Origin of the sequence: Microbacterium sp. NPDC079356 (assembly GCF_049545465.1) — a bacterium.
Classification (GTDB): Bacteria; Actinomycetota; Actinomycetes; order Actinomycetales; family Microbacteriaceae; genus Microbacterium; species Microbacterium gawkjiense.
In genome coordinates this window covers 86,159-112,703 of record NZ_JBMWDN010000004.1, presented here as the reverse complement: position 1 = coordinate 112,703, position 26,545 = coordinate 86,159, and the positions used below count along the sequence as shown (strand labels likewise).

Sequence of the window (26,545 nt, the reverse complement as noted above, 5' to 3'; positions counted from 1 at the left end):
GACATGCGTTGATCGAGCCGTGGCCGCTCGATGAGCATCTGCTCAGTCTCGACGCCACGCTGCGCCCAGGGAGGACGTGCGAGGGATGAGTCGCGGCTCGAGGGTCACCGTCCGGTTCCGGTGGGTCGGGTTCTCGATGCGCTCCAGCAAGAGGTCCGCCGCCGCGTGACCCATCTCTTCACCTGGCTGGGCGACCGTCGAGATCGGCACGGCGCTTTCGGAAGCGAAGTGGTTGTTGTCGTAGCCGGTGACGGCGATGTCTTCGGGCACCGAGCTTCGCGACTTCGCGTCCGTGACGGATGTTGAGACCCCGGGTTTCGATGACGTCGAGCGTGGCACCGGGAACGTTGGCGACAGCTTCCCTCGCACCGTCAAGACGAGAGGAGACCGCCGACAAGAAGAGAGGTCCACCTGTGAACAGCAGTCGCCGTCGGCCGAGAGCGAGGAGATGCTCCGCCGCCAGGCGTCCGCCGTGATGCCAACATCGCTCTGAAGCTGGAGTCCGAAGCCCCGGGATACCCTCTCGGCTTGCGGCGAGGGTTCATCACGCTTCTGTGGCGGGGACGGGGCGCTGCACAGGTGTGCATTTCGCTCGATGGCAGCATTTGCCACCGTAGATTGGCGGTCGCGCAGCGGGAATGAGCCCGCTGCTCAGGAAGGATCCGATGGCGGGTCCGCGTGTGAAGGAGCACTCCTCGATGAGGCGACAAACTTTCCGGCGTAACGGCTTTTGGCTGGTTATCTCTTTGGTTCTGATGTTGGTATCCAGCATTGGTGCCTCGCTCGTGCAGACCGTCGGCGGTAGCGTCGCCGTCGAGGACATGCGCTGGGAGGCTGCATCGGGCCGCGAGATGAGCGCCCTGTTGTTCAAGCCGGCCTCCGTCTCGGCCGAGAATCCGCGCCCGGCGATTGTGGTCAGCCACGGCTGGTGGAACAACCGTGAGATGCAGGACGCCAATTACGTCGAGCTCGCCCGGCGCGGGTACGTCGTGCTGTCGATCGACATGTACGGGCACGGCAACTCCGACCCGCTTCCCGCCGGCCAGGAGGCCGTCGGTGGCACCGGCATGTACGACGCCGTGAAGCTCATCGCGGACCTGCCCTACGTCGACCCGAGCCGGATCGGCGTGACCGGTCACTCGAATGGGGCGCGTGCGGCGAACTTCTCGGTCGCCCTCGACAATGAAGCCGAGACGCCCCTCATCGCCTCGGTTCTGCTCGTCGACAACGACCCCGTCTACGTCGACGACGCGGGCGCGTTCACGAACATCTACGGCAGCCGCGACACCGGCGTCATCCAGGCGCAGTACGACGAGTTCTTCTTCCGCAGCTACGACGCCGAAGGCAACGCACTGACCCCGCCGCGCGAGTACCTCTCCACCCCCAACGCGCAGTCGTTCCTGCACTTCGGGCAGGACCCGGCCGAGGCGACAGATGTGCGCGAGGCAGGCCAGGTTTACACCCAGGCCGTCGACGGGACCGAGGCGATGCGCGTCATCTGGTCGCTGCCGCAGACGCACCCGTGGTCGACGATCTCGAGCACGGCGGTGGGGCACCTGGTCGACTTCTTCGACGAGTCCCTCGGCGCACCCAACTCGCTGCCGGCGGGCGACCAGAACTGGCAGTTCAAGGAAGTCCTCACGACCTTCGGTCTCATCGGCTTCGGCATCTTCCTCGTCGCGTTCACGCGTGCGCTGCTGGCGACCCGGGCCTTTGCGGGACTGCGCGTCTCCGAGCCGATCGCGGCAGTGGCGACCACGCGCCGCGGGCTGGTCTGGTTCTGGGGAGGGCTGGTCGTCACGACGGTTTTCTCAATTCTCAGCTACGTGCTCCTCAGCCAGGCGGAGTGGGCCGGCGCGATCGCCTTCGGTTCGGTGAACCTCATCGCCCCCGGTGTCCCGTGGTTCATCGGCATCTGGGCTGCGATCAACGGTGTCGCTGGCCTGGCGATCATGGTCGTCTCGTACCTGCTGTTCGGGCGACGCAGCGGTCAGGACCTCCGGGCCGTAGGCGTCTTTCCGGGCTGGCGACGCTTCGGGCTCGGAGTGGCGCTCGCGCTGACGACGACCGTCGCCGCGTTCGGCATCGTCTTCGTGCTGGACTACTTCTTCAAGACCGACTTCCGGTTCTGGGTGCTCGCCGTGAAGGCTTTCAACCCCGAGATGATCGGGTACTCCCTGATCGTCCTGCCGCTGTTCCTCGTGTACTTCGTGGCGAACTCGGTGGCGATCAACTCGTTCAACCGATTCACGCTCCGGGGACGGGAATGGATGAACACGGCCCTGCTGGCGCTGTTCAACTCGCTCGGACCGATCGTGCTCGTCGTCGCGCAGTACACGACGTTCTTCATCACCGGTGAGACGATCGACGGCTTCGGTGGCATTTTCAGCATCTGGCTGTTCCCGGTCATCGTCATCCTGGCCGTCGCTGCGGTCATCAGTCGAAAGATCTATCGGGAGACGAACAACCCTTACATCGCCGGTTTCCTCAATGCCGCGGTCGTCACGGTCATCAGTGTCACGAACTCGCTCGTGATCGCATACTGACCGGAGTGTGTGGGTCGGCCCGCCTCGAGGCGGGCCGACCCGCGCTCGGATCTTGTGTCGCCTCACGTCGGACAGCCCAAGGGGTGTGCCCTCAGCCCGCGACGCAGCGTAGGCACGCTGACGAACAGGACGGCTTCAGCGCGTCGAGGGGATCGTGCCATAGCGGAAATCAACCAGTAAGTTCTCTCTAGTGCCCCGTGATCCAGAACGGCACAGCTCCGCTCCGGCGGCCCCACAACGGAATCTACGGTGCTGACGCGTAGCCCCGGTTGAGAACAAATCGCTGTGGCACTGGCACCGCGGCACCACTCTTCGGTCGAGTCGTGGCGAGGCTCACCGGCACGTGGGACGCTCGGGGGTCTCGCTGTTGGAGGACGGCTGCCTCGACAGTAGGGAGCGTGTCTCTGACGAGCCCGACCCCCTCACCTCCGACGATGACGAGTTCGGGGGCGGTGAGGTTCGCCAGGCCGCTACGAGCTTGCCGAAGGCCAGTCCGGCGCGCTCGAAGATGCTCCTGACCTCCGACTTCACCGGGTACATGGTGCACGTCGACGCGGGGACCACTGCGACCCAAACGGCGATCGATGTCTCCAGCACCTGGACACGATTCCCGAGGATGGGCTACCTCGGCGAATACCCCGCCGGCATGACCGCGGCTGAGCGGGAAGAGGTCGTTGCCGAGCTGTCTGAGAAGTACCACCTCAATGCGTGGACTTCTGGCACGTTGACGGAGCAGGCGCGTCACTTAGCCGATCTCGCACCCGTCCCCATCGTGACGTACGCCGTGGATGCCGCTACATGGGCAGGCATCTAACGATGCGGGTGAGGTGTTCTTGGCCGAGTTCGATGCTGGGGCGAGGAGCGGGACCTCCGCGTCTGATTTGGCAGCACCGATGATCGAGTGCTGATCGGCGCGAGTGAGGGCGCATTGCAGAGCGCTTTCGGGCAGCGTCCTCGGCGACTCATAAGGAAGACGACTTTACGGTTCGCGCGGACGCTCAGCCCGGTCGAGTGTCCGCGTTCGATGTCGGAGCCCCCGACCTAGGCGGAGCGGCGTCAGCGCGACGGCGGCTCTCCGAATTGCTCAGCCACGGTGTCACCTAGATCGAGAAAGTGACATCTTGCGCGAGAAGTCACAGTGGAGGGGTGTTCGCTTTAGTGCGAGAAGCCGCGTATTTCCGCGGCTTTTCGAGGCCCCGAAATGAGCCGATCCTCTCGCATCCTCGAGAAAATCCTCTCGGATCCTCCGAGGCGTCACGAACACTATCCACGCCCGCTGTTGCGGGCGTTCCGTCTACGGGTCCGTTCACGACGGGACCTCGTTCCGGTGGGTTCCTGCTTCGCTCGAGACCGCTCCGGCGAGCCGGAGTCTGATGCCTCGTCCACAGGCGTTTAGCCTCTCCACCTTTCCTGGGGCGAGGGCGAGAACCATGAGGTTCGTCGCGGCGTTGTAGTCGCGGTCGAGGTGGATGCCGCAGGGGCATGTCCATTGGCGCACGTCGGTGCTCCTCGGCCCGGACTTGGTGTTGCAGATGGCGCACAGCCGAGTCGACGGGAAGAACCTGTCGGCTCGGACGACGGTGCGGCCGTGTGTGGCGGCTTTGGCTTCGAGTTCGGACCAAGCAGTATCGACATCAGATGCATCACTTGCTTGCGATTGCATGGTTGATCTGGAGTTTCTCGGTCGCGGCAGGAGGCTCGGCGGGAGCTGGCCGCCGAGCCCAGGAGTGGATCACGGGCGGCGTGGCTGTCGCGTATGGTGCCGACAAGGGTGATTCGGCTACCAAGTCACCTTCTTGCCTGCTGGGGTGGTGCTTCACGAACGTGTCCAACAGCCTCTGCGGGTGAAGATCATGGAGAGTGGTTGCAACAATGATGCAACTGCTGCAACCATGGAGGGGTGCGTTCTGGTTCAGATGTTGATGGTCGCTCTTCGCTGCGGCTGACAGGAAATGTCGTCGCCCTCGATGAGGGGAAGTACGTCTTCGAGTCGATGCTGGATGGCTGGGCGAACCAGCAGACAAGTCGCGGTTTGCAGGCGACCACCATCGATTCGCGCCGGCGGTTCATCGAGGATTTCGCCGAGTTCTGCGCGGCGTACCCGTGGCAGTGGCAGCCGCGGGATCTCGAGGACTATTCAGTGCGCGTGCGACCCGGCAAGGGTCCCTTGAAGCGGTCAACGATTCGGGGGTATCAGACGAGGATCCGTCTGTTCTGCGACTTCCTCACTGACCCGCGGTACGGCTGGCAGGCGGAGTGTCTGGCTCGGTTCGGGGATGCGCCGCAGCAGATCTGCCATGACTGGAACACGATCTCGCACCTGCTCGACCATGAGGGGGATCCCGGGCGACGTGCCCTCACTTTCGATGAGCTGGAGCGGTTCTTCGATGCTGCGGATGCTCGGGTCGAGGCGATCGTACGTGCCAGGAGGAAGGGTGCGCTTGCTGCGCTCCGGAACGCGCAGATGTTCAAGACCATCTACGCCTTTGGGCTGCGGCGTTCCGAGTGCATTGGGCTCGACGTTGCCGATCTGCGGTCGAACCCGGTGGCCCCGGGGTTCGGGAGTTTCGGAGCGGTGTATGTCCGGCACGGGAAGGGCAGTCGGGGCACCGGTCCGAAGCGACGGACCGTGCTGACTCTGCCCGAGTTCGACTGGGTCGTTGACGGCCTCACCCATTGGGTGGACCAGGGCCGGCCGCGGGTGGTCGGTGATTGGGAGACGGACATCCTCTGGCCGACGGAGCGCAGGACCAGAATCGGTGGCCGCTACCTGAACGACCGTTTCGCCGAGCTGCGCGACGAAGCCGGACTTCCGGAAGAGCTGGTTCTGCACTCGCTGCGGCACACCTATGTGACGAACCTCATCGAGTGGGGCTACAGCGAGAAGTTCGTGCAGGATCAGGTGGGCCACACGTTCGCTTCGACGACGGCGATCTACACGTCTGTCGGGGACGACTATAAGAACCGGGTGCTCGCTGATGCGCTCAAGAGGAACACGGAGGACCGTGATGGGGACTGACTCGAAGGGGCCGATCGACTGGCACCTGCGTGCTCTGATGGCCGAGGCTGGGATGTTCCAGACCACGGAGCTGCTCGCGCCGCTGCGCGAGCAGGGCATCGTCTTGTCCCGCGAGCAGGTGTATCGACTGGTCACCAAAGCACCGGAGCGGTTGAACGTCGAAGTTCTTGCGGCGCTGTGCCGCATCTTCGGATGCCAGCCGAACGACCTCATCACTGTCGTGGCGCGACCGGCAGCGGCGAAGAAGACGGGCACTGGGCGGGGGCGTGACACGGCGATCGGGGACCTTCGTCCTGTGCGTGCGCGACTTCATCGTCCCGCCGATCCAGGCCGATGACGGCTACGCCGTCACAGACGTGTGACCGTTGCGGGCGTTCGAGCGCGGGCCGTTACTCGCTGCTCGGCGAGAAGATCTGCAACGTCTGCTACAGCGCGCTCCGCAGGAACCCGTCAGAGTGTCCGTTGTGCGGGAACATCCGAGTCCTCGCATTTCGCACCGATGAAGGCGTAATCACCTGTGCGATCTGCGCCGGACACCCGCCACGGTTCGCGTGCCGCACGTGCGGCAGTGAGGAGTTCCTGACCGGAACGCACTGCGGGCGATGCCGGCTGCAGGCACGACTGGACGAGCTCATCGGACCCAAGGGATCGGCTCCGATCGAGCTGACCAGGCTTCGCGTGTACCTTGCGAACGCGCCGATGGACCCGCGTTCGGTGGTGCGCTGGCTGCGGCGGCCGCACGTCACAGAGACCCTGCGCGGCATGGCCACGGGCGCGCTGCCCGTTGATCACTCGTCTCTTGATCAACTCCAGCAAAGGCCAGCAACGCGGTATTTCCGGCGTCTGCTCATCGAAGCCCAGGTGCTGCCGAACATCCACGTGCTGCAGCACGAGCTCACGCTGCACGTTGCCGCGGTGGCTGCGACTCTCGAGCGCCCGACCGGGAACAAGCTCCGCCGCTTCTACAGATGGGACGTGTTGCCCAAGCTTCACAGGCGCTATCGAGACCGCGATCGAGACCTGTCCAACGAGGCCTTCATCGGCCAGCGCGGGAAACTGGCCGCGGTCGTCCGGTTCCTGACCTGGATGGATGCTCGCGGGCTCGCCGTCAGTGACCTTGATCAACGCACGCTCGATCACTACATCGCCCGCGTCAAGACGCGAGAGCCCGTGGAGCACTTCGTGCGGTGGGCGACCAAGACGCGGCTGACGGGCGACCTCGCCACCAACGTCCGGGCTGCACGGAACACGATGTCGAACGTGACCGAGGAGGAGCTGTGGCGCGATATCGACCTTCTGCTCAACGGAGAAGATGTGGAACTGGAAGTGCGCGTGGCAGGGCTGTTCATGCTCCTCTATGCGCAGATCCTCGGACGCGCCGTCAGTATGACTCGCGACCGAGTAGACGCCACCGGGGCGCAGGTGACCGTGCGGTTCGGGGTCACGCCCGTCGTGCTCGATGACCGGGTCGGGGACATCGTCAGACGGCACCTCTCCGCCGCGCCGCGACGGGGATACGCCGCGGGGGAATCGAGCTGGCTGTTCGAGGGACTCTCGCCCGGCGCTCACATGACTGCGGCCTACATCAGGCTGCGCCTCACGGAACTCGGGATCCGTCCACGCGTGTCACGCGAGACCCGGATGAACCTGCTGAGCATGCGGATGCCCTCGGCCGTGGTTGCCGACGTCATCGGAATCGGCAACCACACGGCGGACCGGCGTAAGAGCAAAGCCGGCGGGATCTGGTCGAACTACCCAGCCGTGCGTCGATGACTACTAGTTCGCACTGCCCAGCGCGGCAGGTCGCAGCGCATCCGCGGCCGCCTCGAGCGCCCCGTCGTTGAGCGCGAAGTACGCCCACTTCCCGCGCTGTTCGCGGGTGACAAGCCCGGCGTCGGTGAGGAGCTTCATGTGGTGCGAGACCGTCCCCTGTGACAATCCGACCGGCTCGATGAGGTCGCAGATGCAGGCCTCGCCGCCTTCGGTGCCGGCGATAAGGGAGAGCAGCATCACGCGGGTCGGATCACCGATGGCCTTGAACACCCGAGCGGAACGCTCGGCCTCCTCGGGGGTGATCGATGCGGTGATGCGCGGCACGCAGCACGTGCTCTGCTCGATGGTCACGGGAAGGCTCATGCGGATAGTCTGACACGTATTGACAAACTTCGATAGGTAAGCGAGTGTTCTCGTATTGAAGTTTTTCGATCTGAGGAGATGTGATGTCTGAGCTTCCTGTCGTCGTCATCGGTGCCGGTCCGCAGGGCCTGGCTGCAGCCGCCCACCTGACCGAACGCGGCGTTGACGCCGTGGTCGTCGAGCGGGGCGGCTCGGCCGGTGCTGCCGTGTCCGAGTGGGGACACGTGCGACTGTTCTCCGGGTGGCCGGAGCTCACCGATGCCGCAGCGCGACGCCTTCTCGAGCCGACCGGCTGGACGGCGCCAGCAAGCGGCTACCCGACCGGGGCTGAGTGGGTCAGCAAGCACTGTATAAATCAGTGCATGCTGACTATTGCTTCTCGCCTCGACGTCATGAACCGGCTCGGCCGGGCCATGGCGGACCCGACGCGTTCCCGGATCCTGATGACCTTGCTCGGCGGCCCGAGCTATCCGGCCGTGCTGTCGCGCGAGTTGGAGCTGACCCGCTCGAACGTCTCGAACCACCTGACCTGTCTGCGCGACTGCGGCATCGTGGTCGCCGAGCCTGAGGGGCGGCAGACGCGCTACGAGATCGCCGACCCGCACCTCGCGGCGGCGCTCACCGCACTGGTGGACGTGACGCTTGCTGTCGACGAGCACGCTCCCTGCGTGGACTCTTCGTGCACCGTGCCGGGCTGCTGCGGGACGGGAGCAGGCGAGTGAGCGCGGCGTGCGGCTGCGAGCACGACGAGCCCGAGACTGTCATAGGCGATGAAGCCGAGGAGGCGGAGCACCCCTGGTGGCGGGACCGCGGGATCATGGTCCCGGTCTTCTCCGGCGTCGCCATCCTCACCGGCCTGGCGCTGGAGTGGTCCGGGATGGAGATCCCGGCACTGGTGGCGTTCTGGATCGGTCTGCTGCTGGGCGCGTCGACGTTCACCCCGGGCGCGATCCGGAAGCTGTTCAAGGGCAAGCTCGGCATCGGCCTGCTGATGACCATCAGCGCCGTCGGCGCGGTGATCCTCGGCTACGTCGAGGAGGCCGCCGCCCTGGCGTTCCTGTACTCGATCGCCGAGGCGCTGGAGGACAAGGCGATGGACCGTGCTCGCGGCGGGCTCCGGGCGCTGCTCAAGCTCGTCCCGGAGACCGCGACCGTCCGCCGCGACGGCGTCTCGGTGGAGGTCGCCGCGAAGGACCTGGCTGTCGGTCAGTTGATGCTGGTGCGGCCGGGCGAGCGGATCGCGACCGACGGCGTCGTCCGCACGGGACGTTCCAGCCTGGATACGTCCGCGATCACGGGGGAGTCGATCCCGGTCGAGGTCGAGCCCGGCGATGCCGTGTCGGCGGGTGCGATCAACACCGCGGGGGCGCTGGAGGTCGAGACGACCGCGGCCGGCACGGACAACTCGCTGACCACGATCGTCGACCTGGTGGAGAAGGCGCAGGCGGAGAAGGGAGACCGCGCCCGTCTCGCCGACCGCATTGCCCGCACGCTCGTGCCCGGCGTGCTGATCCTCGCCGCTCTCGTCGCGATCATCGGGTCGCTGCTCGGCGACCCGGAGCTGTGGATCACCCGCGCACTCGTCGTGCTGGTCGCGGCATCGCCCTGCGCGCTGGCGATCTCGGTCCCGCTGACCGTGGTGGCCGCCATCGGGTCAGCGAGCAAGTTCGGCGTGATCATCAAGTCCGGGGCCGTGTTCGAGCGGTTCGGCGTGATCCGCCACGTCGCGGTCGACAAGACCGGCACCCTGACCCGCAACGAGCCCGCCGTCACCGCGGTGCTCACCGCCGACGGCGTGACCGAGGCGCAGGCGCTGGCGTGGGCGGCGTCGTTGGAGCAGCACAGCACCCACCCCCTCGCGGCCGCGATCACCGCTGCAGCGCCTGAGGCCCCTGCAGCCGAGGGCGTGACCGAGCAGGCAGGTCACGGCATCGAAGGCGAGCTCGACGGCGCGCGGATCACGGTCGGCAGCCCGCGTTGGCTCGACGCCGGATTCCTCGGCGACCAGGTCGCGGGGCTGGAGGAGCAGGGCATGACGGTCGTGATCGTCCACCGCGACGGCGAGCCGGTCGCCGCGATCGGCGTCCGCGACGAGCTGCGCCCGGAGGTCCCCGAGGTCGTCCGTACCCTCGCCGCGCAGGGCATCGGGGTCACGATGCTCACCGGCGACAACGCTCGCACCGCCCGCGCCCTCGCCGCCCAAGCGGGGATCGAGGACGTCCGCGCCGAACTGCGCCCGGAGGACAAGGCCGCTGCGATCGCAGAGCTCGGTGCGAAGGGCTCGGTCGCGATGATCGGCGACGGCATCAACGACGCCCCCGCCCTGGCCGCTGCCGATATCGGCATCGCGATGGGCGCGACCGGCTCCGATGCCGCGATCGAGTCCGCCGACGTGGCCTTCACCGGCCACGACCTGCGGCTGCTGCCGCGCGCGTTCGACCACGCCCGCCGCGGACGGCACATCATCAACCAGAGCATCATCCTGTCGCTGCTGATCATCAGCGCCCTGCTCCCGCTCGCCCTCTTCGGCGTCCTCGGCCTCGCCGCCGTGGTGCTCGTGCACGAGATCGCCGAGGTCGTCGTGATCCTCAACGGTCTGCGCGCCGCCCGGACCCGGAAGACCATCGCGTGACCGTGCAGGACGTCGCCGCGACAGTCGGCGAAGACCGTACGGGCCCACGGCCGCAGGCGAGGAGAGCCCTTGGCTTCACCTTGGTCGTGGCCGTGCTCGCTGTGGTGCTCGACCAGGCCTCGAAGGCCCTCGCCGTGGCACAGCTGGCCCCGGGGGAACGGATCCCGCTGGTCGGGGACCTGTTCGGCCTGTCCCTGGTCTACAACCCCGGAGCCGCGTTCTCGCTCGGCTCCGGGGCCACCTGGATCATCACCCTCATCGGCGTACTCGCCTCCGCCGCGGTGGTCATCTTCGCCATTCGGCTGCGCGGTGCCCGCTGGGGCCTCGCGCTGGGGCTGGTCCTCGGCGGCGCGGTCGGCAACCTCATCGACCGAATCATGAACCCGCCCGCGTTCGGCCGCGGCCACGTCACCGACTTCCTCGCCTACGGCGACCTCTTCGTCGGGAACGTCGCCGACGTCTTCGTCGTGATTGGGGTCGGACTCGTCTGCCTGAACCTCCTCCTGCCGAACGCTCGCACGATGACCAACAGCGAGAGAACGGAAAGCGCCTCGTGAAAGTGGAATTGCTGCACATCGTCGACTGCCCCAACACGGACATCGCCGAAGCCAACGCACGCGCGGCGCTCGACGCTCTCGGGCTCGGGGGCGTCGCCGTCGAGCTGGTGACGATCCACACCGAGGCCGAAGCGGCAAGCCTCGGGTTCGGAGGATCGCCCACGCTCCTGGCCGACGGCGTCGACCTATTCCCGACATCTCCTGTACAGGCACTTGCGTGCCGCGTCTACACAACGGAGAACGGGTTCGCTGGGGCACCAACCACGTCCCAGATCGAACGGGCGATCCGAGCATTGCCCGAGCAGGCGTAACCGGCGGACACGATCATCACCTGGTCAACATGGAGCCCACCAAGCCGTGGTGCGAATACTGCCTCCCGAAATACTGCTCTCCACCGACAGTGACGAACTGACTCCAGCCGGCGTCGGTGATGGACTTGCCGTATCTGCCGCGGACCATGGCGCTGACACTCAACGTCTCGAGACTGATCGTTTGGTTCTCACGGATCAGCCTGGAGATGAGTTGGCGGGCGTGGTCGCGTCGCAGATTGGCGGTGCGGGCGTGGATGCGCGCCACCTCGACGCGCAGCTTCTCCCGGTTCTTACTTCCGCGCTGGGCGCGAGAGAGCTTCTTCTGAGCGCGGGCGAGCTTCCGCTCGGCTGCGCGGTAGTGCTTAGGCGCCGCGATCTTCTCGCGGGTGCCGTCGCTGTAGGCGATGGTCGCGAGGTCGGTGAGTCCGAGATCGATCCCCGCGACCCGCTCGGGGTGGGTGGGTGCCATGGGTGCGGGCACCGGCACGGAGACGACGAACGAGGCCCACCATGTTCCGTCAGCGGCTTTGATGATGGTGACGCTGGAGGGATGGCTGGGCAGAGGGCGGTGCCAGTTAACCGAGACGGTCCCGACCTTGGAGAGGTAGAGGCGTCCGCCGCCGCGCTTCGTGTTCTGCCATCCGCCACGAATGCGGAACCCGGCTTCGTAGAAGCGTGCGGTTTGGCGTGCGTGACGGCGCTGGAAGACGGGACGTCCGACTGAGCGCCCCTGTCGGCTCCCGGTCACGCTCGAGAAGAAGTTCTCGTACGCCTGGACTGCGTCCTTCAGCGCTCCGCGTAGGGCGATGGTGGGGAGCTCTTTGAGCCAAGGAGTGTCGGGGTTGGCTCGGCCCTGGGTGATGAGGGCCTTCGCGGCCTCGCCGAGGGTGGGGTGGGGATTGCCGCCGGCGAATGCGTCGCGGGCCATCGCGACGTACGAGTTGTGGATGAAGCGGCATCCGCCAAAGACCCGCATCAGTGCGGCTCGCACCGCGGGCGTCGTGTCGATCCGGTACCGGTAACGGCGCGTGACCGTTGGTCCTTTGGGTGTCGGGCCGCGTCGCGCGTCGCGCCGTTGGTGTGCGGCTGTTCGGTTCGCGAGAATGCAAGCGTCGCAGCGGCATTCCCAGTACCGGTAGCCGGCGCGGGTTGCGTGCGCGGTGTCCGGGATCGGCCCTCGCTCGGTGCTGGGGCGCCGGTAGGCGAGGTCGGCTCGGGTGCACGCATCGCAGCGGCAACCCCAATAGGTGTAGCCGCTGCGCACGCCGTGCTTGTCGGCGGGCATCGTCGCGAATCGTTCAGCGGGTGTCTTGGTGCGTCCCATGTCCTACACATGCACGGCGACGCGCCGACTTTGTCAGTTATGCCACCAGGCTCGTGAGATGGAACCCGCGACAGGCCTCGCATTGGTAGCTGCGCACCTCGCGCCTGCGCGTGGGTTGCGCGGCCTCCTCCGCTCGCAGTCGGAGCATGACGACGTTGTGGAGCGCGGTCACGGCCTCGCGGTGATCGCGGAAGCGGACCTTCCTGCAGGTACGTGTTCTGGGCCGTGCCATCAGCTTCCCTCCCTCGGGTGACGCCGGGGTGGGGAGCCCTCATGGCCGGAGGGCTCCCCACCGCGAAGTGCTAAGCGGCGTCCTGCTCGTCGGCCGCATCCAGCTCGGCGAACTTGGCCGCCATGGTCGGGTTTCCCCGGGTCAGCTTCTTGACCGTCAGCGCGGTCGCCTTGTCGTTCGCGAGGCGGAGGTTGTTCTCGGATCCGAGGAGGTTGTCCTTGACCTTCTGGAGCCGGTCGATCGCGTTGTCGATCTCTTTGATCGCAGTGTCGAACTTGCCCTTGGCGAGCTGGTAGTTGCGCCCGAACGCCGTCTTGAATCCCTCGAGCTCCGACTCGAAGTCAGTGATGTCGATGTTCTGCTTCTTGATCTGTTCCAGCTCAGCCTTGACCACGATGGTGTCCTGCGCGGCGTTGCGCAGTAGGGCGATGATCGCCAGGAAGAACTGCGGGCGGACGACGAACATCTTCGGGTACTCGTGCGAGACGTCGGTGATGCCGGCGTAGAGCTCGGAGTCCTCTTCGAGCATCGAGACGAGAACGGCGTACTCGCAGCCCTTGTCGTTGCGGTCCTTGTCGAGCTTGGCGAAGAAGTCGCTGTTCTTCTTCTTCGTGGCGGTGACGTCGGACTCGTTCTTCATCTCGAACATGATCGAGACGTACTCCACGTTGTCGTCGCTGAAGTCCCGGAAGACGTAGTCCCCCTTCGTGCCAGCTGATGTGTCGTTGTCCTTCCCGAACGTGGCGTTGGGGAAGGCGAGGGAGCGCATGCGGTTGAACTCGATCTCGCAGTGCTGTTCGAGGGTCTCGCCGAGGAGCTTCACCGAGAGCTTCGCCTTCATGTCCTTATAGCGGGCGATGAGCTCATCCTTGAGAGCGAGCTCTTTGGTGTGCGACTCCTTGAGTGCGGCGTCCTTGACCTTCTGCTCGGCCGCCTGGAGGTCGAGTTTGTTCTTCGCCTCGGTGAGGTTCTTCTCCGCCGCCGCGACCGCCTTCGCGACGGCAAGCTCCTGCTCGGTCGCCGCCGACGTGAGCGCGGAGGTGAGCTGCTGGATCTCGGTGTCCTTTGCGGCGCTCACCTTCTGCGCCTGCTGTGTTGCTTTGGCGACAGCGAGGGCGATCTCGGTGGCCTTGGTCTTCTCGGCTTCCGCGAGACGTGCGTGAAGTTCGTGCTCGAACTCCGTGGTGCGCACCTGCTGCACGATGTCGGCGTACTGCGCCTCGTCGATGGTGAAGAGGGTGCCGCAGTGCGGGCACTTGATCTCGTTCGCAGCGGTAGTCGGTGTGATGTGGGTCATGGGTTTCTCCGAAGGGGCGGGGAGTGGATCCCGCAGGCGGGGCGGCCCCCAGCAACGCCCCGCCTGCGACAGCGACGTGATGCCGCCGAACAGATCGTGAATGAAATTGCGGCAGCAGTCGCACACACAACTGATAAGCGTCCTTATCAGCAACGTCGGCAGAACATGGGGTACGCGGAGTACGTTTGCCATATGTCCACAGCGCCCCCGCTTCTCCTCGACCTCACCGGCGTCGCCCGGCTGGCCGGTGTGCAGCGTCCCGTGGCATCGATGTGGCGTTCGCGGTTCGCGTCGACGCCGGATCCCTTTCCGTCACCCATCACCGACGTGAGGGGCCGGCCGTGCTTCGAGGCGGCGCAGGTCGCCGACTGGCTGATGCGCACCAGGCATGGGAACAATCCCGAGGCACGTGAGGACGCCGCGGCCGCTGCAGCTCCCTCGGACTTCTCCTTCTCCGACGCGAGCGCGGTCGCCGAACTGCAGGCGCTCGTTGCCCTACACGCGCGGGCCGACGACCTCGACGAACTCACGCCTGCACAGATCGAAGAGGCGGCCGCCAGTGTCGACCCGCTCGATCGCGTGCTCCGACGCGAGATCTCCGCACACGTGGACCGCGGTGCGCCGTGGCTCGCCTACGCGGCACGCCTGGTCGACGCGGCATACTCGCCGTCGGCTGCGCTGGCGCTCATCGCCCGTCGCCACGCCGCATCGAACCGCGCTGCAGGGTCCGCTGGACCGCTCCTCGCCGACGCGATCGACCTGGTTGTAGATGCCACGCTCGCCCTCGCCGGCGATGACGCCACAGTGACTCTGGATGCCGGTGATGCCGCGTTGTCCTCGACGGTCGCGGGCAGGCTCGGCGACAGTGCGAGCATCGTTCTGCCCGCCGGCGCAGACTCCCGCCGGGTCCGCCGCCAACTGCTCGTCGAGGGGCATTGGATCGACGAAGCAGCGGAGCCGGCGGCACGCTCGGTCGTCGTCGCCCGTGTCCCGTCCGTTGCAGGCGAGGATGTGGCCGGCATCTTGAGAGCAGTCGACGAAGTCTCGTTGTCCCTGCGGGATTCTGACGCGGGGGTCGTGATCGGCCCCGCGCGTGCACTCGTTGACCCGCTGACCCCCACCGACGAGCGGGCCCGCACCGACATCCTTCGCTCCGGCCGCGTCAGAGGAATCGCGCGTCTGTCGGCCGGTCTCGTCGACAGCGCCGTCCGCGAATCCCTCGCGCTCTGGATTCTCGGGGAGCCAACAGTCGAGACCGCACACGCGCAACGGATCACCGCCGTTGCAGATCTCACCGGCGTGCAGCTCACTCCCGCGACGCGCGCCGACCTGATCTCGGACCTGATGGCGGGCATGGGAACCGCTCGCGATCTGCGTGCCCACCAGTTCCGGTTCGCGGCATTCGTGCGTACGGCCTCGCTCCAGGCGCGGAGCGGATCATTGGTGGCATCGGTGACGCGGAAACCCGCTGCCACAACCGAGGAGGCGGCAGAACTTCCCGCCCTCCTCGACATCGCGGCCGAGGCAGTCCGTGCCGACCTCGCCCCAATCGAGATCGCCCCGGAGCCGCACGATGTCCCGCGCGCCGCTTCCGTAGCAGAGCTGATCAGGGACGGACACGTTAGGAGGATTCAGGGCACCCGCCTCGATCCTGACCTGCTGGGCTCGGAAGGACTCGTCGTTGTGACCGCAGCCCACCTCGACCAGCCCGCGTCGATCGGCCGTGCGCGCGTGGACCAGTTCGCGTTCGCGACCCAGCATCCGTCCGCACAGCTGACACGCCCCGGCGACGTGATCTTCCGCACCAGCCCCACCGCAGCCGCCTGGGTCGACCCCGACGGCTCGAAAGTTGTCGCCTACCCGGCCCGTGTGCTGCGCATCACGGCCGCTGATCCCGGCGGCCTTGTGCCCGAGGTCGTCGCCGCAGACATCACGGGAGCGCCCGCCGGGCCCGGAGCATGGCGGCGATGGACGCTGCGTCGCGTCGCCCCGCGCACGATCGCACCGCTCCGACAGACAATCGCCGACATCACGACCGCCCGCCGAGACCTCGAGGCCCGTGCCGCGCGCCTCACCGACTATGCCGCCCTGATCGTCGCCGGTGCGACGTCGGGCGCGGTGACCATGATCGACTTGGACCACGCCGCGGACGCGGCAGACACGCAGTAAGGAACACCATGCCTCGCACACCGAAAGCCGCGCCCGCGGCGCCGTCGACCATGAAAGAGCTGAAGGACACGCTCTGGAAGGCGGCCGACAAGCTGCGCGGCTCGATGGATGCCTCGCAGTACAAGGACGTCATCCTCGGCCTCGTGTTCCTGAAGTACGTGTCCGACGCGTTCGACGAGCGCCGCGCCGGCATCCGCACCGAACTTTCCGCCGATGGGTACGACGACGGTCAGATCGCGGAGCTCATCGACGACACCGATGAGTACACCGGCCGCGGAGTGTTCTGGGTGCCCGAGCAGGCACGGTGGGGCTTTCTCGCCGAACACGCGAAGGGCGGCGCGGTCGACGGGGTCGACAAGACGATCGGGCTGCTCATCGATGAGGCGATGGATGCCGTGATGCAGGCGAACCCGCAGCTGTCGGGCACGCTGCCGCGCATCTTCAACCGCGACAACGTCGACCAGCGCCGGCTCGGCGAGTTGATCGACCTGTTCAACTCGGCGCGATTCACGACGCAGGGGCAGGGCGGGTCGGACGGGCGTCGCGCCCGCGACCTGCTCGGCGAGGTGTACGAGTACTTCCTCGAGAAGTTCGCCGCCGCCGAGGGCAAGCGGGGTGGAGAGTTCTACACGCCCGCCGGCGTCGTGCGCGTGCTCGTCGAGATGCTGCAGCCCACGCGCGGGCGCGTCTACGACCCCGCGTGCGGGTCGGGCGGCATGTTCGTGCAGGCCGAGAAGTTCATCGACGCCCACCACGGGGAAGGCTCCGACATCTCCGTCTACGGGCAGGAGCTCAACGAGCGCACCTGGCGGATGGCGAAGATGAACCTCGCCATCCACGGGCTCACGGGCAACCTCGGTCCGCGTTGGGGCGACACGTTCGCCCGCGACCTGCACCCCGACCTGCAGGCCGACTTCGTCATGGCGAACCCGCCGTTCAACATCAAGGACTGGGCGCGCAGCGAAGACGACCCGCGCTGGCGCTACGGCGTCCCCCCGGCGGGCAACGCGAACTACGCGTGGATCCAGCACATCCTCTCCAAGCTCGCTCCCGGCGGGCAGGCCGGCGTCGTCATGGCGAATGGCTCTATGTCGTCGAACTCCGGCGGCGAGGGTCAGATCCGCGCCGAGATCGTCGAGGCCGACCTGGTGTCGTGCATGGTCGCCCTGCCGACGCAGCTGTTCCGCTCCACCGGTATCCCCGTGTGCGTCTGGTTCTTCGCGAAGGACAAGGGGGCTCGGGCGGGTGAGGTGCTCTTCATCGACGCCCGCAACCTCGGCCATATGGTCGACCGCGCCGAGCGCGCGCTGTCGGATGAGGACATCGCCCGCATCGCGGGCACGTTCCACGCCTGGCGTGGACGTGCCCTCTCGGTCCCCGGGCTTGTCGAGGGGTCATCGTTGAGCTACTCGGACGTTCCGGGCTTTTGCTACTCCGCGAGCCTCGCCGAGATCAAAGCCGCGGACTACGCACTGACCCCCGGCCGCTATGTCGGCGCCCCCGAAGCGGAGGATGACGGCGAGCCGATCGAGGACAAGCTCGCCCGGCTGCGCGCCGAGCTTGAGTCGCAGTTCGCGGAGTCGGCGCGGCTGGCTGAGGTCGTACGCGAGCAGCTAGGACGCGTCTCGTGAGAAGTGTCCGATTGGGCGATGTCGCGACGATCGAGGTTGGACTCCCGTTCCGAAGTGCTGAGTTCTCGAGAGATGTCGCCGACGTTCGCCTCCTTCGTGGAGACAATGTGAGCCAGGGTCGACTCGACTGGTCGGGTGCCGTCCGCTGGCCGCTGTCCGCATCCGTCGATCCCAAGTACGACATGGCTGTTGGCGATGTTGTTCTTGCGATGGATCGACCGTGGGTCGGCGCGGGGCTGAAGCGCTCACGAGTCCGGCCCGCGGACGTTCCGTCCTACCTTGTACAGCGAGTCGCACGACTACGCGCAAACCCTGGCCTGGACCAGGGGTACCTGGCCTACGTGATCGATAGTGCGGGCTTCTCGGAATATCTGTTGTCGGTTCAGACAGGCACAGCCATCCCACACATCAGCGGGACCCAGATCGGCGGTTACCACTTCAACCTGCCCCCCCTCGCAGAGCAGCAGGCGATCGCCGAGGTGCTGGGCGCCCTCGACGACAAGATCGCCGCCAACACCGCCCTCGCCAGCCGGGCGGATGAACTCATGCGCCAAACCTTCCGGAGCCTGACCGCTGACAGTGGAGTCCCGCTGTCGGAAACGGCTGACTTCGTGAACGGCAAGGCCTTTACCAAGGGGGCGAGTGGAACTGGTCGAGTGGTGGTGAGGATCGCGGAGCTGAATGGGGGTATTGGTGGATCTACCGTCTATTCGGATGCCGAGGTCGATGACAAGCACGTGGCGCGCCCCGGGGACATCCTCTTTGCTTGGTCGGGTTCGCTGACTCTCCACCGTTGGTTTCGCTCCGAAGCGATTGTGAACCAGCACATCTTCAAAGTCGTACCCCAGCGGGGGTACCCCGCGTGGCTCGTCTACGAACTTCTGAGGCGGAAGCTTGCCGATTTCAAAGCAATCGCTGCGGACAAGGCGACGACGATGGGCCACATACAACGGCACCACCTCGATGAGGTCGTGGAGGTGCCATCCATGAGTGATATCGATCGACTGAACCCGCTGATGTCCGCACTCTGGGATTCTGCGCTCAACGCCGAACAGGAATCGCTGACCCTCGCCGCGACGCGCGACGCGCTGTTGCCGCAGCTCATGTCGGGCAAGCTCCGCGTCCGCGACGCGGAGGATCTGATTGTTCAGGCGGGCGTGTGAACGAGCACTCTCGCGCAGGCTTTAGGTTCGAAGTACCAATGCACCGTTGCATCCATCTGGGGAGATCTTCGTGAAGTTCTTTCGTGCCAAGGTTCTCATCTGGCCGTTCGTTGTTCTGTTGGCCGCCGCGTTGGCGCTCTCGATCCTCGGAGCCGTCCAGGGCTGGCGGCTGCCGAGCTTCCTGGGTGGCAGCGCGTACGATCGCGACTCGCAGGTCGTCCAGTCTGTTGAGACCAAGGAAGAAGTTGCGCTCGTAAGCCTTGGGATCCAGGGCATCAAGCGCCGCGAAACCACCGGCAATGCCTTCTGGGGGAAGATTCCGGGCGCGACGCGGGTCTCGCTTCTGCAATACGAGTTCCAAGCAAAGCTCGGCCTCGACGGCTCACGCGTCAAAGTCGTCCCCGATGGTGACGGCAGATTCACGGTGACCATCCCGGACTTCATCTTTATCGGGTATGACAAGCCGCACTTTGAGGCGGCCATTGACCAGAACGGCGCCCTGAGCTGGTTCGCTCCAGAGATCGAAGAGACAGACCTCATCAACGCGGTTCTGGGCGAAGCGTCGCAACAGGACTACTTGGTCAAGTACAAGGAAGACCTGAGGGAACAGGCGAAGGTGTTCTACACGGGCATCATCAACGCGATCGATCCCGACGTCGCCCTCGATTTCCAGTTCGCCGACTGATCCCGGAGACACTCATGAGCCAAAAGAAGGACGCCGTGGCGACAACCAAGCCCGCGATTGCGTTACCCGATGACTTCCAAGATCGCGTGTTCAAAGCAATCGCCGTGCAGCGGCCAGCGGCGACCGCTTACATCAAGGAGATCCGTCGCAAGAAGCCGAGCGCGACGCCCGCCGAGGTCATGAAGACCATCGAATCGCAGTACGTCGCGACGACGACGGCCGCGAGCGCAGCGATCGGCGCTTCGGCGTCCATCCCCGCCGTGGGTGTGCCTGTTGCCATCGGGCTCGGCGTCGGCGACTTGATCTTCTTCTACGAGACCACGGCGCTCTTCGCGCTGTGCATGGCAGAGCTTCGCGGCGTGCCGATCGATGACCCGGACCGAGCGAAGGCGATCGTGCTGGGCGCACTCCTCGGTGAGAAGAACAAGAACCAGGTCACGTCGATGGTGCTTGCCGCGCTTCCTGCGGGCGCGTCCATCGCCGGAGCGCGTGGGGCGGCGGGGCTTGTCGCATCGAACGCCGCACCGAAATGGGGTGACCTGCTGTCTCAGCAACTCCCCGACTCCGCACTCGTCCCCGTGACGATCGTGCTGGCGCGACAGGCGATCGCGCAGGGCGCCGTCATGGGCACCGTCAAGATCAGTTCCAAAGCCATCCCCGTGATCGGCGCCGCAGCCGGCGCTGCCACGAGTTTCTACTTCGGCAGCAGCGTTGTGAAATCGTGCCGAACCGGCTTCTCTGCGCCCGCTGAAGAATGGCCGGAGTGGCTGGAACTGGTCGACGAAGACGGTGACGGCATCCCCGACCCATCGAAGGCGGTGCTCGCGATGCGGGCTGCGTCCGAGTCCGCGAAGGAGTTCGGTGAGAACGTCTGGGAGCGCATGGTCGACGCGACCGAGATGTTCCGGAGTGTCGACATTGACGGCGACGGGATTCCCGACGCCCCGCGAGCCGTCACCGCGGTGAAGGACGCGGCGAACGCGGTCGGTGGTGCTGCCAGTGGAACGGCGAAGGCGGTCGGCGGTGCGGCGGTGGGTTCCGCGCGCGCGGTGGGCAACGCGGCATCCGGCACGGCGAATGCGGTCGCCGGTCTGTTCAAGCGTGACAAGAAGAAGCAGCCGTCGGACGAACCCCAGAACCTCGAGGATCACGATGTCGCCGAGGCGGGCGAGCCCGAATGACACCGCTGTCCGAGGCCGACTGGGAGAACGACGCCCTCGAGACCCTCGCCGAGCCGCTCGGCTGGCGCCCGGTTCACGGCGACCAAGTCGCGCCCGGCACCGGCGAGCGAGACACCTGGGACGACCTGCTGATCCGGCCGCGCCTGCTTGAGGCGCTTCGGCGGCTGAACCCGGGCGTCCCCGGCGAGTATCTCCAGCAGGCGGTCGCGGAGATCGCGGCGCCGAAGTCGCAGGATGCGGTCACCGAGAACCACCGCATCCACCAGTACCTCGTGAGCGGATATCCGCTGAGCTACATCGACACCGACGGCATCGAACAGAACCCGCGGCTCCGACTGCTCGGCACCGACCCGTCCGACAACGACTGGCTCGCCGTCAACCAGCTGACGCTCCGGCGTGGCGACCTGCACCGCCGGTTCGACATCGTGCTGTTCGTCAACGGGCTGCCGCTCGTCATCGTCGAGCTGAAGCGCGCCGGCTCGACATCCACCGGCGTTGCCCCGGCGCACGCGCAGCTGCAGACGTACCTGCGTGAGTTCCCGATGGTGTTCCGCTTCTGCGTGCTCACGCTCGCGACCGACGGCATCGATGCGAAGTACGGCACGCCTTTCACGCCGCTCAACCACTTCGCGCCCTGGAACGTCGACGACGACGGCGTGCCGCTCGCCCAGCCGCGAATCGAGGACGGTGTTTCCGTCGAGCCGATCGACGATGCGCTGAACGGTCTGTTCAACCAGGAGCGGTTCCTGCAACTGCTGCGCAACTTCACGGCCTTCGACGAGAATGCCGACGGCCTCACGAAACGCATCGCGAAGCCGCACCAGTACTTCGCCGTGACGAAGGCGGTCGGCTCCACGGTGCAGGCGGTCGAGACCAACGGCAAGGCGGGCGTCGTCTGGCACACGCAGGGGTCGGGCAAGTCGATGGAGATGGAGCTGTACACGAATCTCGTGTCGCGGCATCCGAAGCTCAAGAACCCCACCGTCATCGTCGTCACCGACCGCACCGAACTCGACGGGCAATTGTTCCAGACGTTCGACCAGAGCCTGCTGCTCGCCGAGAAACCCGTCCAGGTGCGTGAGCGTGCCCAGCTGCGCGACGAGCTGCGCAACCGGGTCACCGGCGGCATCTACTTCACTACCCTGCAGAAGTTCGGTCTCACCGAGGCGGAGAAGGCGGCGGGCACGCAGCATCCGCTCCTGACCGACCGCCGCAACGTGATCGTCGTGGTCGACGAGGCGCACCGCAGCCACTACGACGACCTCGACGGCTACGCCCGACACCTGCGCGACGCCCTCCCGAACGCGACGCTCATCGCTTTCACCGGCACCCCGATCTCGTTCGCCGAACGCGACACGCAAGAGGTGTTCGGCCCGTACATCGACATCTACGACCTCACCCGCGCCGTCGACGACGGCGCGACCGTCCCCGTCTACTTCGAGCCGCGACTCATCAAGGTGTCGTTCGCCGACGGCGCGACCGAGGACGACATCGACCGCGCGGCCGACGAGTACACCCTCGGACTCGACGACACCGAGCGGGCGCGCCTCGAGGCATCCGTTGCCGTCGTCAACGCCGTCTACGGGGCACCGGAGCGCATCGAGACACTCGCGGCCGACCTCGTGCAGCACTGGGAAGAGCGGCGCGAGCGGATGAAACCGTTCCTCGAATCTCCCGGCAAGGCGCTCATCGTCGGGGGCACGCGCGAGATCTGCGCGCGGCTGTTTGCCGAGATCGTGCGACTGCGGCCCGACTGGCACTCCGACGCACTGGATGCGGGCAAGATCAAGGTCGTCTACTCGGGGTCGGCATCCGACCAGCCGCCCGTTAGTGACCACGTTCGGCGGGACTCTGAGAACAAGGCGATCAAGGCGCGATTGAAGGATGCCGACGACGAGCTCGAGCTGGTCATCGTCAAGGACATGATGCTGACGGGCTTCGACGCACCGCCGCTGCACACGCTTTACCTCGATCGGCCGCTCAAGGGTGCGCTGCTCATGCAGACCCTGGCGCGCGTGAACCGCACCTTCCGCGGCAAGGAGGACGGGCTTCTCGTCGCGTACGCGCCCCTCGCCGACAACCTCGCGAACGCACTCGCGGAGTACACGACGTCAGACCGCGAGAACAAGCCGGTCGGTCGGGACGTCGACGAAGCGGTCGCCATCGCGACCGAGCTCGTCGCCCAGATCCGCGACATGCTCGTCGACTGCGACTGGCGCGCCATCGTCGCCCGCGGCGGCTCGCGTGCCTGGCGGACGGCGGCGACCACCGCCACCAACTTCCTCCGAGATCCGGCCAACCCGCTGAACAATCCTGACCTCGGCAATGACCGGCTCTCGGTGCGGTATCGGACGGCGACTGGCCAGCTGGCGCGGGCTTGGGCCCTCGCGTCTGGCCGCGACGGGCTGGCTGAACTGCACGACGAGATCGCGTTCTACGAAGAGGTCCGCGTGTGGATGGCGAAGTTCGACGCCGCCGAACGGCAGTCGCGAGACGAACCGATCCCCGAAGAGATCTCGAGGCTGCTCGGTACGCTCGTCGCCGACTCCATCGCCCCGGGTGAAGTCCTCGACATCTACGACGCGGCCGGGCTCCCGCGCCTCGCGCTGGATGACCTCGGGCCCGAGTTTCTCGCCAAGGCGCAGGCGGCGCCGAATGCGCACCTTGCGATCGAGGCGCTCCGCAAGTCGCTCACCGACGCCGGCGCGAGCGCGACACGCGGCAACCTGGTTCGCCAGCGGGCCTTCTCGGAGCGGATCGCCGAGATCATGAACCGCTACACGAACCAGCAGCTGACCTCCGCCGAGGTGATCGCGGAGCTGGTGGAGCTGGCGAAGGAGGTCTCCGCCGAGGCGTCCCGCGGCACGCACTTCTCCCCGCCGCTCACGAGCGACGAGCTCGCGTTCTACGACGCCGTCGCCACCAACGAGTCGGCGGTCGACGTGCAGGGCGAGGACGTGCTCGCACAGATCGCCCGAGAGCTCGTCGCGGTGATGCGCCGCGACGTCCGCACCGACTGGACGGTGCGCGACGACGTCCGCGCGAAGCTTCGTTCATCAATCAAGCGGCTGCTCGTGAAGTACAAGTACCCGCCCGACAAGCAGCCCGAAGCGATCAAGCTCGTCATGGACCAGATGGAGTCGATGGCGCCGCGGTATGCGGATGACCGGATGAAGTGATGCAGACCAGACCAGGACGCGGGGCGAAGCTCCACGCGGTCCTGTAGCGGCGCGGGACGCGCCCGGGGCGTCCTAGGCCGATCCGCGCACGTGAGGTCGCGAGCAGGCCGCTAACACCCCGCTCGCGAGTCGGTAGAGCGAACCCGTCGCCTGGCGCCGGCACTACCCAACCTCGACGGCACCGCCAAGAGCGAGGCGAGACGCTCCACCTGCGCTCGAGAGAGCTTGCCTTGCCGCATCCGCCGCAGTTGCCGTCCAAGCCAGTAGGCGAGGCGTCGCTCCTCGGGATCGTCGGATCGGATGCGCGGCGAGCGGCGGCTCGAGAGTCGGAAGAGCTCGAGCTCGTCAGCGCGTGCCACCCACGCGTCGTCCCGGGGGCTCCACGTCCACCCGGGCAGCGCTTCGAGCAGCCTCAACTGCAGGGCGCACAGATTGTCGCTGCGTCTCTGGTGCTCCACCCAAGCCGTCTGGATAGGGCTTAGCGGCGCTTTGGTCGAGAGGGCGTCGTCGAGATCGTCCAGGCGCTGGAGCCACGCGGTCTCCCTTCGGTATGACGCGGTGCCTCTGAGCTGAGCAGCGAGGAGGTGCCGGATCGATGCCGACTCGTCCGCGTTGAGGTCGTCTGGCGCACGAAAGAGCAACGGAATGAAGTTGCGGATGACGGACCGATCCATGTCGGGCACATGCACGGTCGCGTGGCCTCGTGTGCAGAAAGTGCGAGATCCGCCGGACGTTCGTCCATACCGTCCCGGCTATGGATGAAGCTGAAGAGAACATCGCTGTGGAAGTGAAGATCCACCTCGAGGCGACGGTCAAGGTCTGGAGCGAGACGGCCCTGTTCTTCATGGCTGCGGCAGCAACCATGGATCCTCGAATCTCCGGGGCGTCGCTTGAGACGCGACTGGAGGAGATGTCGGATGGACGGTGGACGCCGCTGCTCGAACTGATCTCCGCAGAGCGCCTCGTCGATGGGCTGCCTGGTGTGGAGTACACCGGATCGGTCAGCTGGATCGAAGGGCCAGCTTGGGATGCGGAATAGCTCCGCCTTGCCGACACCCGAGGTGGCGGATGACGAGTACCGGCCACAGATCAACCCTGTGCTTTGGGCGGACATCCGCCCGTTCGTCATCGCGACCGTGAACGCAGTCGAGCCGGCCCTCCCGTACGAGCGCATGATTCTGCTCACCGCTGTCGCCCACCATGTGGCCTGGGTTCGGCTACGCACGGGACCAGTGCTCGACTTCTCACATGTCTACTCGCGCAGCATGGTCGGCGCATCGGTCGGCGACATGCGCCCGGCCACTCCCTCAACAAAAGGGCGGCGCCGATCGATCCTGCTTCGCGTCGGCGAGGCGGTCGGTGCGATCCCGACATCCGCGACCCTGCCTCACCTGTCCGCATCCACAGCCACGACCCCGTACTCGCTCGCAGAGCGCGCCCGCCTGCGGACATGGGTGGAGCTCCAGGGCTCGGCGAGCATCAGAGCTTCTCTACGGGCGCTGCTCGCAATCGGATTCGGTGCTGGTCTGCTGACGCGTGAGCTGTGCGAGGTGCGAGCGGTCGACGTCGCGTGCGGTGCGCGCGCCATTCGTGTGCTCGGCGACCGCGCGCGGACAGTTCCCGTCGACGCCGACTGGCGGCGCGAGTTGGACTTGCTCGCGCGCGAAGCGGCATCGATGAGCGACACTCTCTTCCGCCCTGGGGTGGGCTACACCCGTAACACGGTCGTCGACATCGTGCGACGCGCTCAGGGGTCGACCGTCGTCACGACCCAGCGAATGCGTGCTTCATGGATCGTCGACAGGCTCACCGAGGGCTTGCCCATGCAGCAAATTGTCGCAGCGGCGGGAGTGAAGTCGCTCGATGCGTTTGTGCGGTACGAGCAGTACTTGCCCGCGCCCGTGTCTCCGCCGTTCGAGGTGAGGGGTGACTAGCGAGGTGTCGGCCGTGCGCGCTGTGGGGAAGAGGAGCCGGCCTCGGGCTCGCCGCGGAGCTGCTGCTCCGTCCTCGAGAGTTGCGTCTTCAGAAACCACTGGATCGTGGTCAATTGCTGACGTCTGTTCGCGGCGGCCGACTGTGGGACGCCGCGTGCCACCGCCATCCAGTCCGCTCCGATGGCTTCGAGGAGCAGGAACATGTCCTCCGGCGTCATGCGGGCATGTCCCGTCAGCAATCGAGAGAGCCGCTCGCGGCGCCATCCGATGCTGTCAGCAAGCGAGCTCTTCGCGCGCCGCGCGGACTTCAGCTCGGTTCGCACCGCGAAGGCAACCACCCAATGCAACTGAGCCGCTCTCCACCGTGCTCGCGAGGCGGCATCCGGCGGCGCTGCGCCAAGGTCGGGCGGAAGCGGTCGCCTGCCGAAGGCGGTTGGGTCGGGGAACAGGTTTCGGGGCGAGGGGACCGATTCGGGCACCGCTCCATCCTGGAGCAAATTGCGCTAGTGGCGCACGATCGCGAAGATACTTCGGGCTGAATGTGCTTGC

General features: G+C 66.4%; 23 protein-coding genes and 1 pseudogene. 18 read left to right on the top strand and 6 right to left on the bottom strand.

Annotated elements, in window-relative coordinates:
* Nucleotides 1-42: 42 nt before the first annotated feature.
* Entirely contained in the window at nt 43-270 is a 228-nt protein-coding gene (locus ACPEH0_RS10990; protein WP_217528616.1) for a substrate-binding domain-containing protein, read from the bottom strand.
* A 485-nt stretch (nt 271-755) separates the two neighbouring features.
* Between ACPEH0_RS10990 and ACPEH0_RS10985 the strand changes: the two genes are divergently transcribed.
* Nucleotides 756-2,546 carry an alpha/beta hydrolase family protein gene (locus tag ACPEH0_RS10985; RefSeq protein ID WP_366214542.1) on the top strand — a complete coding sequence of 597 codons (1,791 nt, stop codon included), beginning with the start codon at nt 756-758 and terminating at the stop codon, nt 2,544-2,546.
* Nucleotides 2,547-3,054: 508 nt separating this feature from the next.
* Nucleotides 3,055-3,360: a glycoside hydrolase family 66 protein gene (locus tag ACPEH0_RS10980; RefSeq protein WP_366214541.1), complete on the top strand. Its 306-nt coding sequence runs from the start codon at nt 3,055-3,057 to the stop codon at nt 3,358-3,360.
* 492 nt (nt 3,361-3,852) lie between these two features.
* Here ACPEH0_RS10980 and ACPEH0_RS10975 read toward each other — a convergent pair whose 3' ends face one another.
* Nucleotides 3,853-4,209, bottom strand: a complete 357-nt coding sequence (locus ACPEH0_RS10975; RefSeq protein ID WP_366214540.1) for a transposase — start codon at nt 4,207-4,209, stop codon at nt 3,853-3,855.
* 237 nt (nt 4,210-4,446) lie between these two features.
* On the opposite strand from ACPEH0_RS10975, the gene ACPEH0_RS10970 reads away from it, so the two are divergent.
* From ACPEH0_RS10970 to ACPEH0_RS10960, 3 genes are all read left to right on the top strand, one after another.
* Nucleotides 4,447-5,565: a tyrosine-type recombinase/integrase gene (locus ACPEH0_RS10970; protein WP_233486705.1), complete on the top strand. Its 1,119-nt coding sequence runs from the start codon at nt 4,447-4,449 to the stop codon at nt 5,563-5,565.
* Nucleotides 5,525-5,902, top strand: a complete 378-nt coding sequence (locus ACPEH0_RS10965; protein ID WP_423719460.1) for a helix-turn-helix domain-containing protein — start codon at nt 5,525-5,527, stop codon at nt 5,900-5,902. Before ACPEH0_RS10970 ends, ACPEH0_RS10965 begins: the two co-directional genes overlap by 41 nt.
* 341 nt (nt 5,903-6,243) lie before the next feature.
* Complete coding sequence (locus tag ACPEH0_RS10960) at nt 6,244-7,338, top strand: hypothetical protein (RefSeq protein ID WP_157543490.1); 1,095 nt, start codon at nt 6,244-6,246, stop codon at nt 7,336-7,338.
* 3 nt (nt 7,339-7,341) lie between these two features.
* Here the strand turns inward: ACPEH0_RS10960 and ACPEH0_RS10955 are convergent, their stop codons facing one another.
* Nucleotides 7,342-7,701 carry an ArsR/SmtB family transcription factor gene (locus tag ACPEH0_RS10955; protein ID WP_061015170.1) on the bottom strand — a complete coding sequence of 120 codons (360 nt, stop codon included), beginning with the start codon at nt 7,699-7,701 and terminating at the stop codon, nt 7,342-7,344.
* Between the two features lie 83 nt (nt 7,702-7,784).
* On the opposite strand from ACPEH0_RS10955, the pseudogene ACPEH0_RS10950 reads away from it, so the two are divergent.
* The 5 genes and pseudogenes from ACPEH0_RS10950 to ACPEH0_RS10930 all read left to right on the top strand — a co-directional run.
* Nucleotides 7,785-7,925: pseudogene (locus ACPEH0_RS10950) on the top strand (FAD-dependent oxidoreductase); the annotation flags it as partial.
* 138 nt (nt 7,926-8,063) lie between these two features.
* Nucleotides 8,064-8,423: a Cd(II)/Pb(II)-sensing metalloregulatory transcriptional regulator CmtR gene (cmtR, locus tag ACPEH0_RS10945; RefSeq protein ID WP_016465417.1), complete on the top strand. Its 360-nt coding sequence runs from the start codon at nt 8,064-8,066 to the stop codon at nt 8,421-8,423.
* The gene (locus ACPEH0_RS10940) at nt 8,420-10,333 is read left to right on the top strand and encodes a heavy metal translocating P-type ATPase (protein ID WP_366214539.1); all 1,914 of its coding nucleotides are present in this window, start codon (nt 8,420-8,422) and stop codon (nt 10,331-10,333) included. Before cmtR ends, ACPEH0_RS10940 begins: the two co-directional genes overlap by 4 nt.
* Nucleotides 10,330-10,890, top strand: a complete 561-nt coding sequence (gene lspA / locus ACPEH0_RS10935) for a signal peptidase II (RefSeq protein WP_016465415.1) — start codon at nt 10,330-10,332, stop codon at nt 10,888-10,890. The genes ACPEH0_RS10940 and lspA overlap by 4 nt, the downstream gene beginning before the upstream one ends.
* The gene (locus ACPEH0_RS10930) at nt 10,887-11,201 is read left to right on the top strand and encodes a hypothetical protein (RefSeq protein WP_016465414.1); all 315 of its coding nucleotides are present in this window, start codon (nt 10,887-10,889) and stop codon (nt 11,199-11,201) included. Before lspA ends, ACPEH0_RS10930 begins: the two co-directional genes overlap by 4 nt.
* A gap of 16 nt (nt 11,202-11,217) precedes the next feature.
* Here ACPEH0_RS10930 and ACPEH0_RS10925 read toward each other — a convergent pair whose 3' ends face one another.
* Both ACPEH0_RS10925 and ACPEH0_RS10920 read right to left on the bottom strand, forming a co-directional pair.
* On the bottom strand, nt 11,218-12,525 hold the full coding sequence (locus tag ACPEH0_RS10925) for an RNA-guided endonuclease InsQ/TnpB family protein (RefSeq protein ID WP_366214538.1): 1,308 nt from the start codon (nt 12,523-12,525) through the stop codon (nt 11,218-11,220).
* 302 nt (nt 12,526-12,827) lie between these two features.
* Nucleotides 12,828-14,054, bottom strand: a complete 1,227-nt coding sequence (locus tag ACPEH0_RS10920) for a DUF2130 domain-containing protein (RefSeq protein WP_366214537.1) — start codon at nt 14,052-14,054, stop codon at nt 12,828-12,830.
* A 192-nt stretch (nt 14,055-14,246) separates the two neighbouring features.
* On the opposite strand from ACPEH0_RS10920, the gene ACPEH0_RS10915 reads away from it, so the two are divergent.
* From ACPEH0_RS10915 to ACPEH0_RS10880, 8 genes are all read left to right on the top strand, one after another.
* The gene (locus ACPEH0_RS10915; RefSeq protein ID WP_366214536.1) at nt 14,247-16,223 is read left to right on the top strand and encodes a hypothetical protein; all 1,977 of its coding nucleotides are present in this window, start codon (nt 14,247-14,249) and stop codon (nt 16,221-16,223) included.
* Nucleotides 16,224-16,231: 8 nt separating this feature from the next.
* Nucleotides 16,232-17,854 carry a type I restriction-modification system subunit M gene (locus tag ACPEH0_RS10910; RefSeq protein WP_366214535.1) on the top strand — a complete coding sequence of 541 codons (1,623 nt, stop codon included), beginning with the start codon at nt 16,232-16,234 and terminating at the stop codon, nt 17,852-17,854.
* A gap of 11 nt (nt 17,855-17,865) precedes the next feature.
* The gene (locus tag ACPEH0_RS10905; RefSeq protein ID WP_366214534.1) at nt 17,866-19,017 is read left to right on the top strand and encodes a restriction endonuclease subunit S; all 1,152 of its coding nucleotides are present in this window, start codon (nt 17,866-17,868) and stop codon (nt 19,015-19,017) included.
* Between the two features lie 70 nt (nt 19,018-19,087).
* On the top strand, nt 19,088-19,702 hold the full coding sequence (locus ACPEH0_RS10900; protein ID WP_366214533.1) for a hypothetical protein: 615 nt from the start codon (nt 19,088-19,090) through the stop codon (nt 19,700-19,702).
* Nucleotides 19,703-19,737: 35 nt separating this feature from the next.
* On the top strand, nt 19,738-20,883 hold the full coding sequence (locus ACPEH0_RS10895; protein WP_366214532.1) for a hypothetical protein: 1,146 nt from the start codon (nt 19,738-19,740) through the stop codon (nt 20,881-20,883).
* Nucleotides 20,880-24,062: a type I restriction endonuclease subunit R gene (locus tag ACPEH0_RS10890; protein ID WP_366214531.1), complete on the top strand. Its 3,183-nt coding sequence runs from the start codon at nt 20,880-20,882 to the stop codon at nt 24,060-24,062. Before ACPEH0_RS10895 ends, ACPEH0_RS10890 begins: the two co-directional genes overlap by 4 nt.
* Before the next feature lie 754 nt (nt 24,063-24,816).
* Entirely contained in the window at nt 24,817-25,101 is a 285-nt protein-coding gene (locus tag ACPEH0_RS10885) for a hypothetical protein (protein WP_366214530.1), read from the top strand.
* Between the two features lie 22 nt (nt 25,102-25,123).
* A complete protein-coding gene (locus ACPEH0_RS10880; RefSeq protein ID WP_366214529.1) occupies nt 25,124-25,996 on the top strand; it encodes a hypothetical protein in 873 nt (290 codons plus the stop codon).
* On the opposite strand, the gene ACPEH0_RS10875 is transcribed toward ACPEH0_RS10880, so the two are convergent.
* Nucleotides 25,993-26,475 (bottom strand): helix-turn-helix domain-containing protein, encoded by a 483-nt coding sequence (locus ACPEH0_RS10875; RefSeq protein ID WP_366214528.1) that lies wholly within the window; start codon nt 26,473-26,475, stop codon nt 25,993-25,995. The two genes, ACPEH0_RS10880 and ACPEH0_RS10875, sit on opposite strands and share 4 nt — an antisense overlap.
* Nucleotides 26,476-26,545 lie beyond the last annotated feature (70 nt).

What these genes read in the sequence shown, in the direction of transcription:
- ACPEH0_RS10985 (WP_366214542.1), top strand. Translation starts at nt 756, where the DNA reads ATGTTGGTATCCAGCATTGGTGCCTCGCTCGTGCAGACCGTCGGCGGT.
- ACPEH0_RS10980 (WP_366214541.1), top strand. Translation starts at nt 3,055, where the DNA reads ATGCTCCTGACCTCCGACTTCACCGGGTACATGGTGCACGTCGACGCG.
- ACPEH0_RS10975 (WP_366214540.1), bottom strand. Translation starts at nt 4,209, where the DNA reads ATGCAATCGCAAGCAAGTGATGCATCTGATGTCGATACTGCTTGGTCC.
- ACPEH0_RS10965 (WP_423719460.1), top strand. Translation starts at nt 5,525, where the DNA reads ATGCGCTCAAGAGGAACACGGAGGACCGTGATGGGGACTGACTCGAAG.
- ACPEH0_RS10955 (WP_061015170.1), bottom strand. Translation starts at nt 7,701, where the DNA reads ATGAGCCTTCCCGTGACCATCGAGCAGAGCACGTGCTGCGTGCCGCGC.
- cmtR (WP_016465417.1), top strand. Translation starts at nt 8,064, where the DNA reads ATGCTGACTATTGCTTCTCGCCTCGACGTCATGAACCGGCTCGGCCGG.
- ACPEH0_RS10925 (WP_366214538.1), bottom strand. Translation starts at nt 12,525, where the DNA reads ATGGGACGCACCAAGACACCCGCTGAACGATTCGCGACGATGCCCGCC.
- ACPEH0_RS10920 (WP_366214537.1), bottom strand. Translation starts at nt 14,054, where the DNA reads ATGACCCACATCACACCGACTACCGCTGCGAACGAGATCAAGTGCCCG.
- ACPEH0_RS10915 (WP_366214536.1), top strand. Translation starts at nt 14,247, where the DNA reads ATGTCCACAGCGCCCCCGCTTCTCCTCGACCTCACCGGCGTCGCCCGG.
- ACPEH0_RS10910 (WP_366214535.1), top strand. Translation starts at nt 16,232, where the DNA reads ATGCCTCGCACACCGAAAGCCGCGCCCGCGGCGCCGTCGACCATGAAA.
- ACPEH0_RS10890 (WP_366214531.1), top strand. Translation starts at nt 20,880, where the DNA reads ATGACACCGCTGTCCGAGGCCGACTGGGAGAACGACGCCCTCGAGACC.
- ACPEH0_RS10885 (WP_366214530.1), top strand. Translation starts at nt 24,817, where the DNA reads ATGGATGAAGCTGAAGAGAACATCGCTGTGGAAGTGAAGATCCACCTC.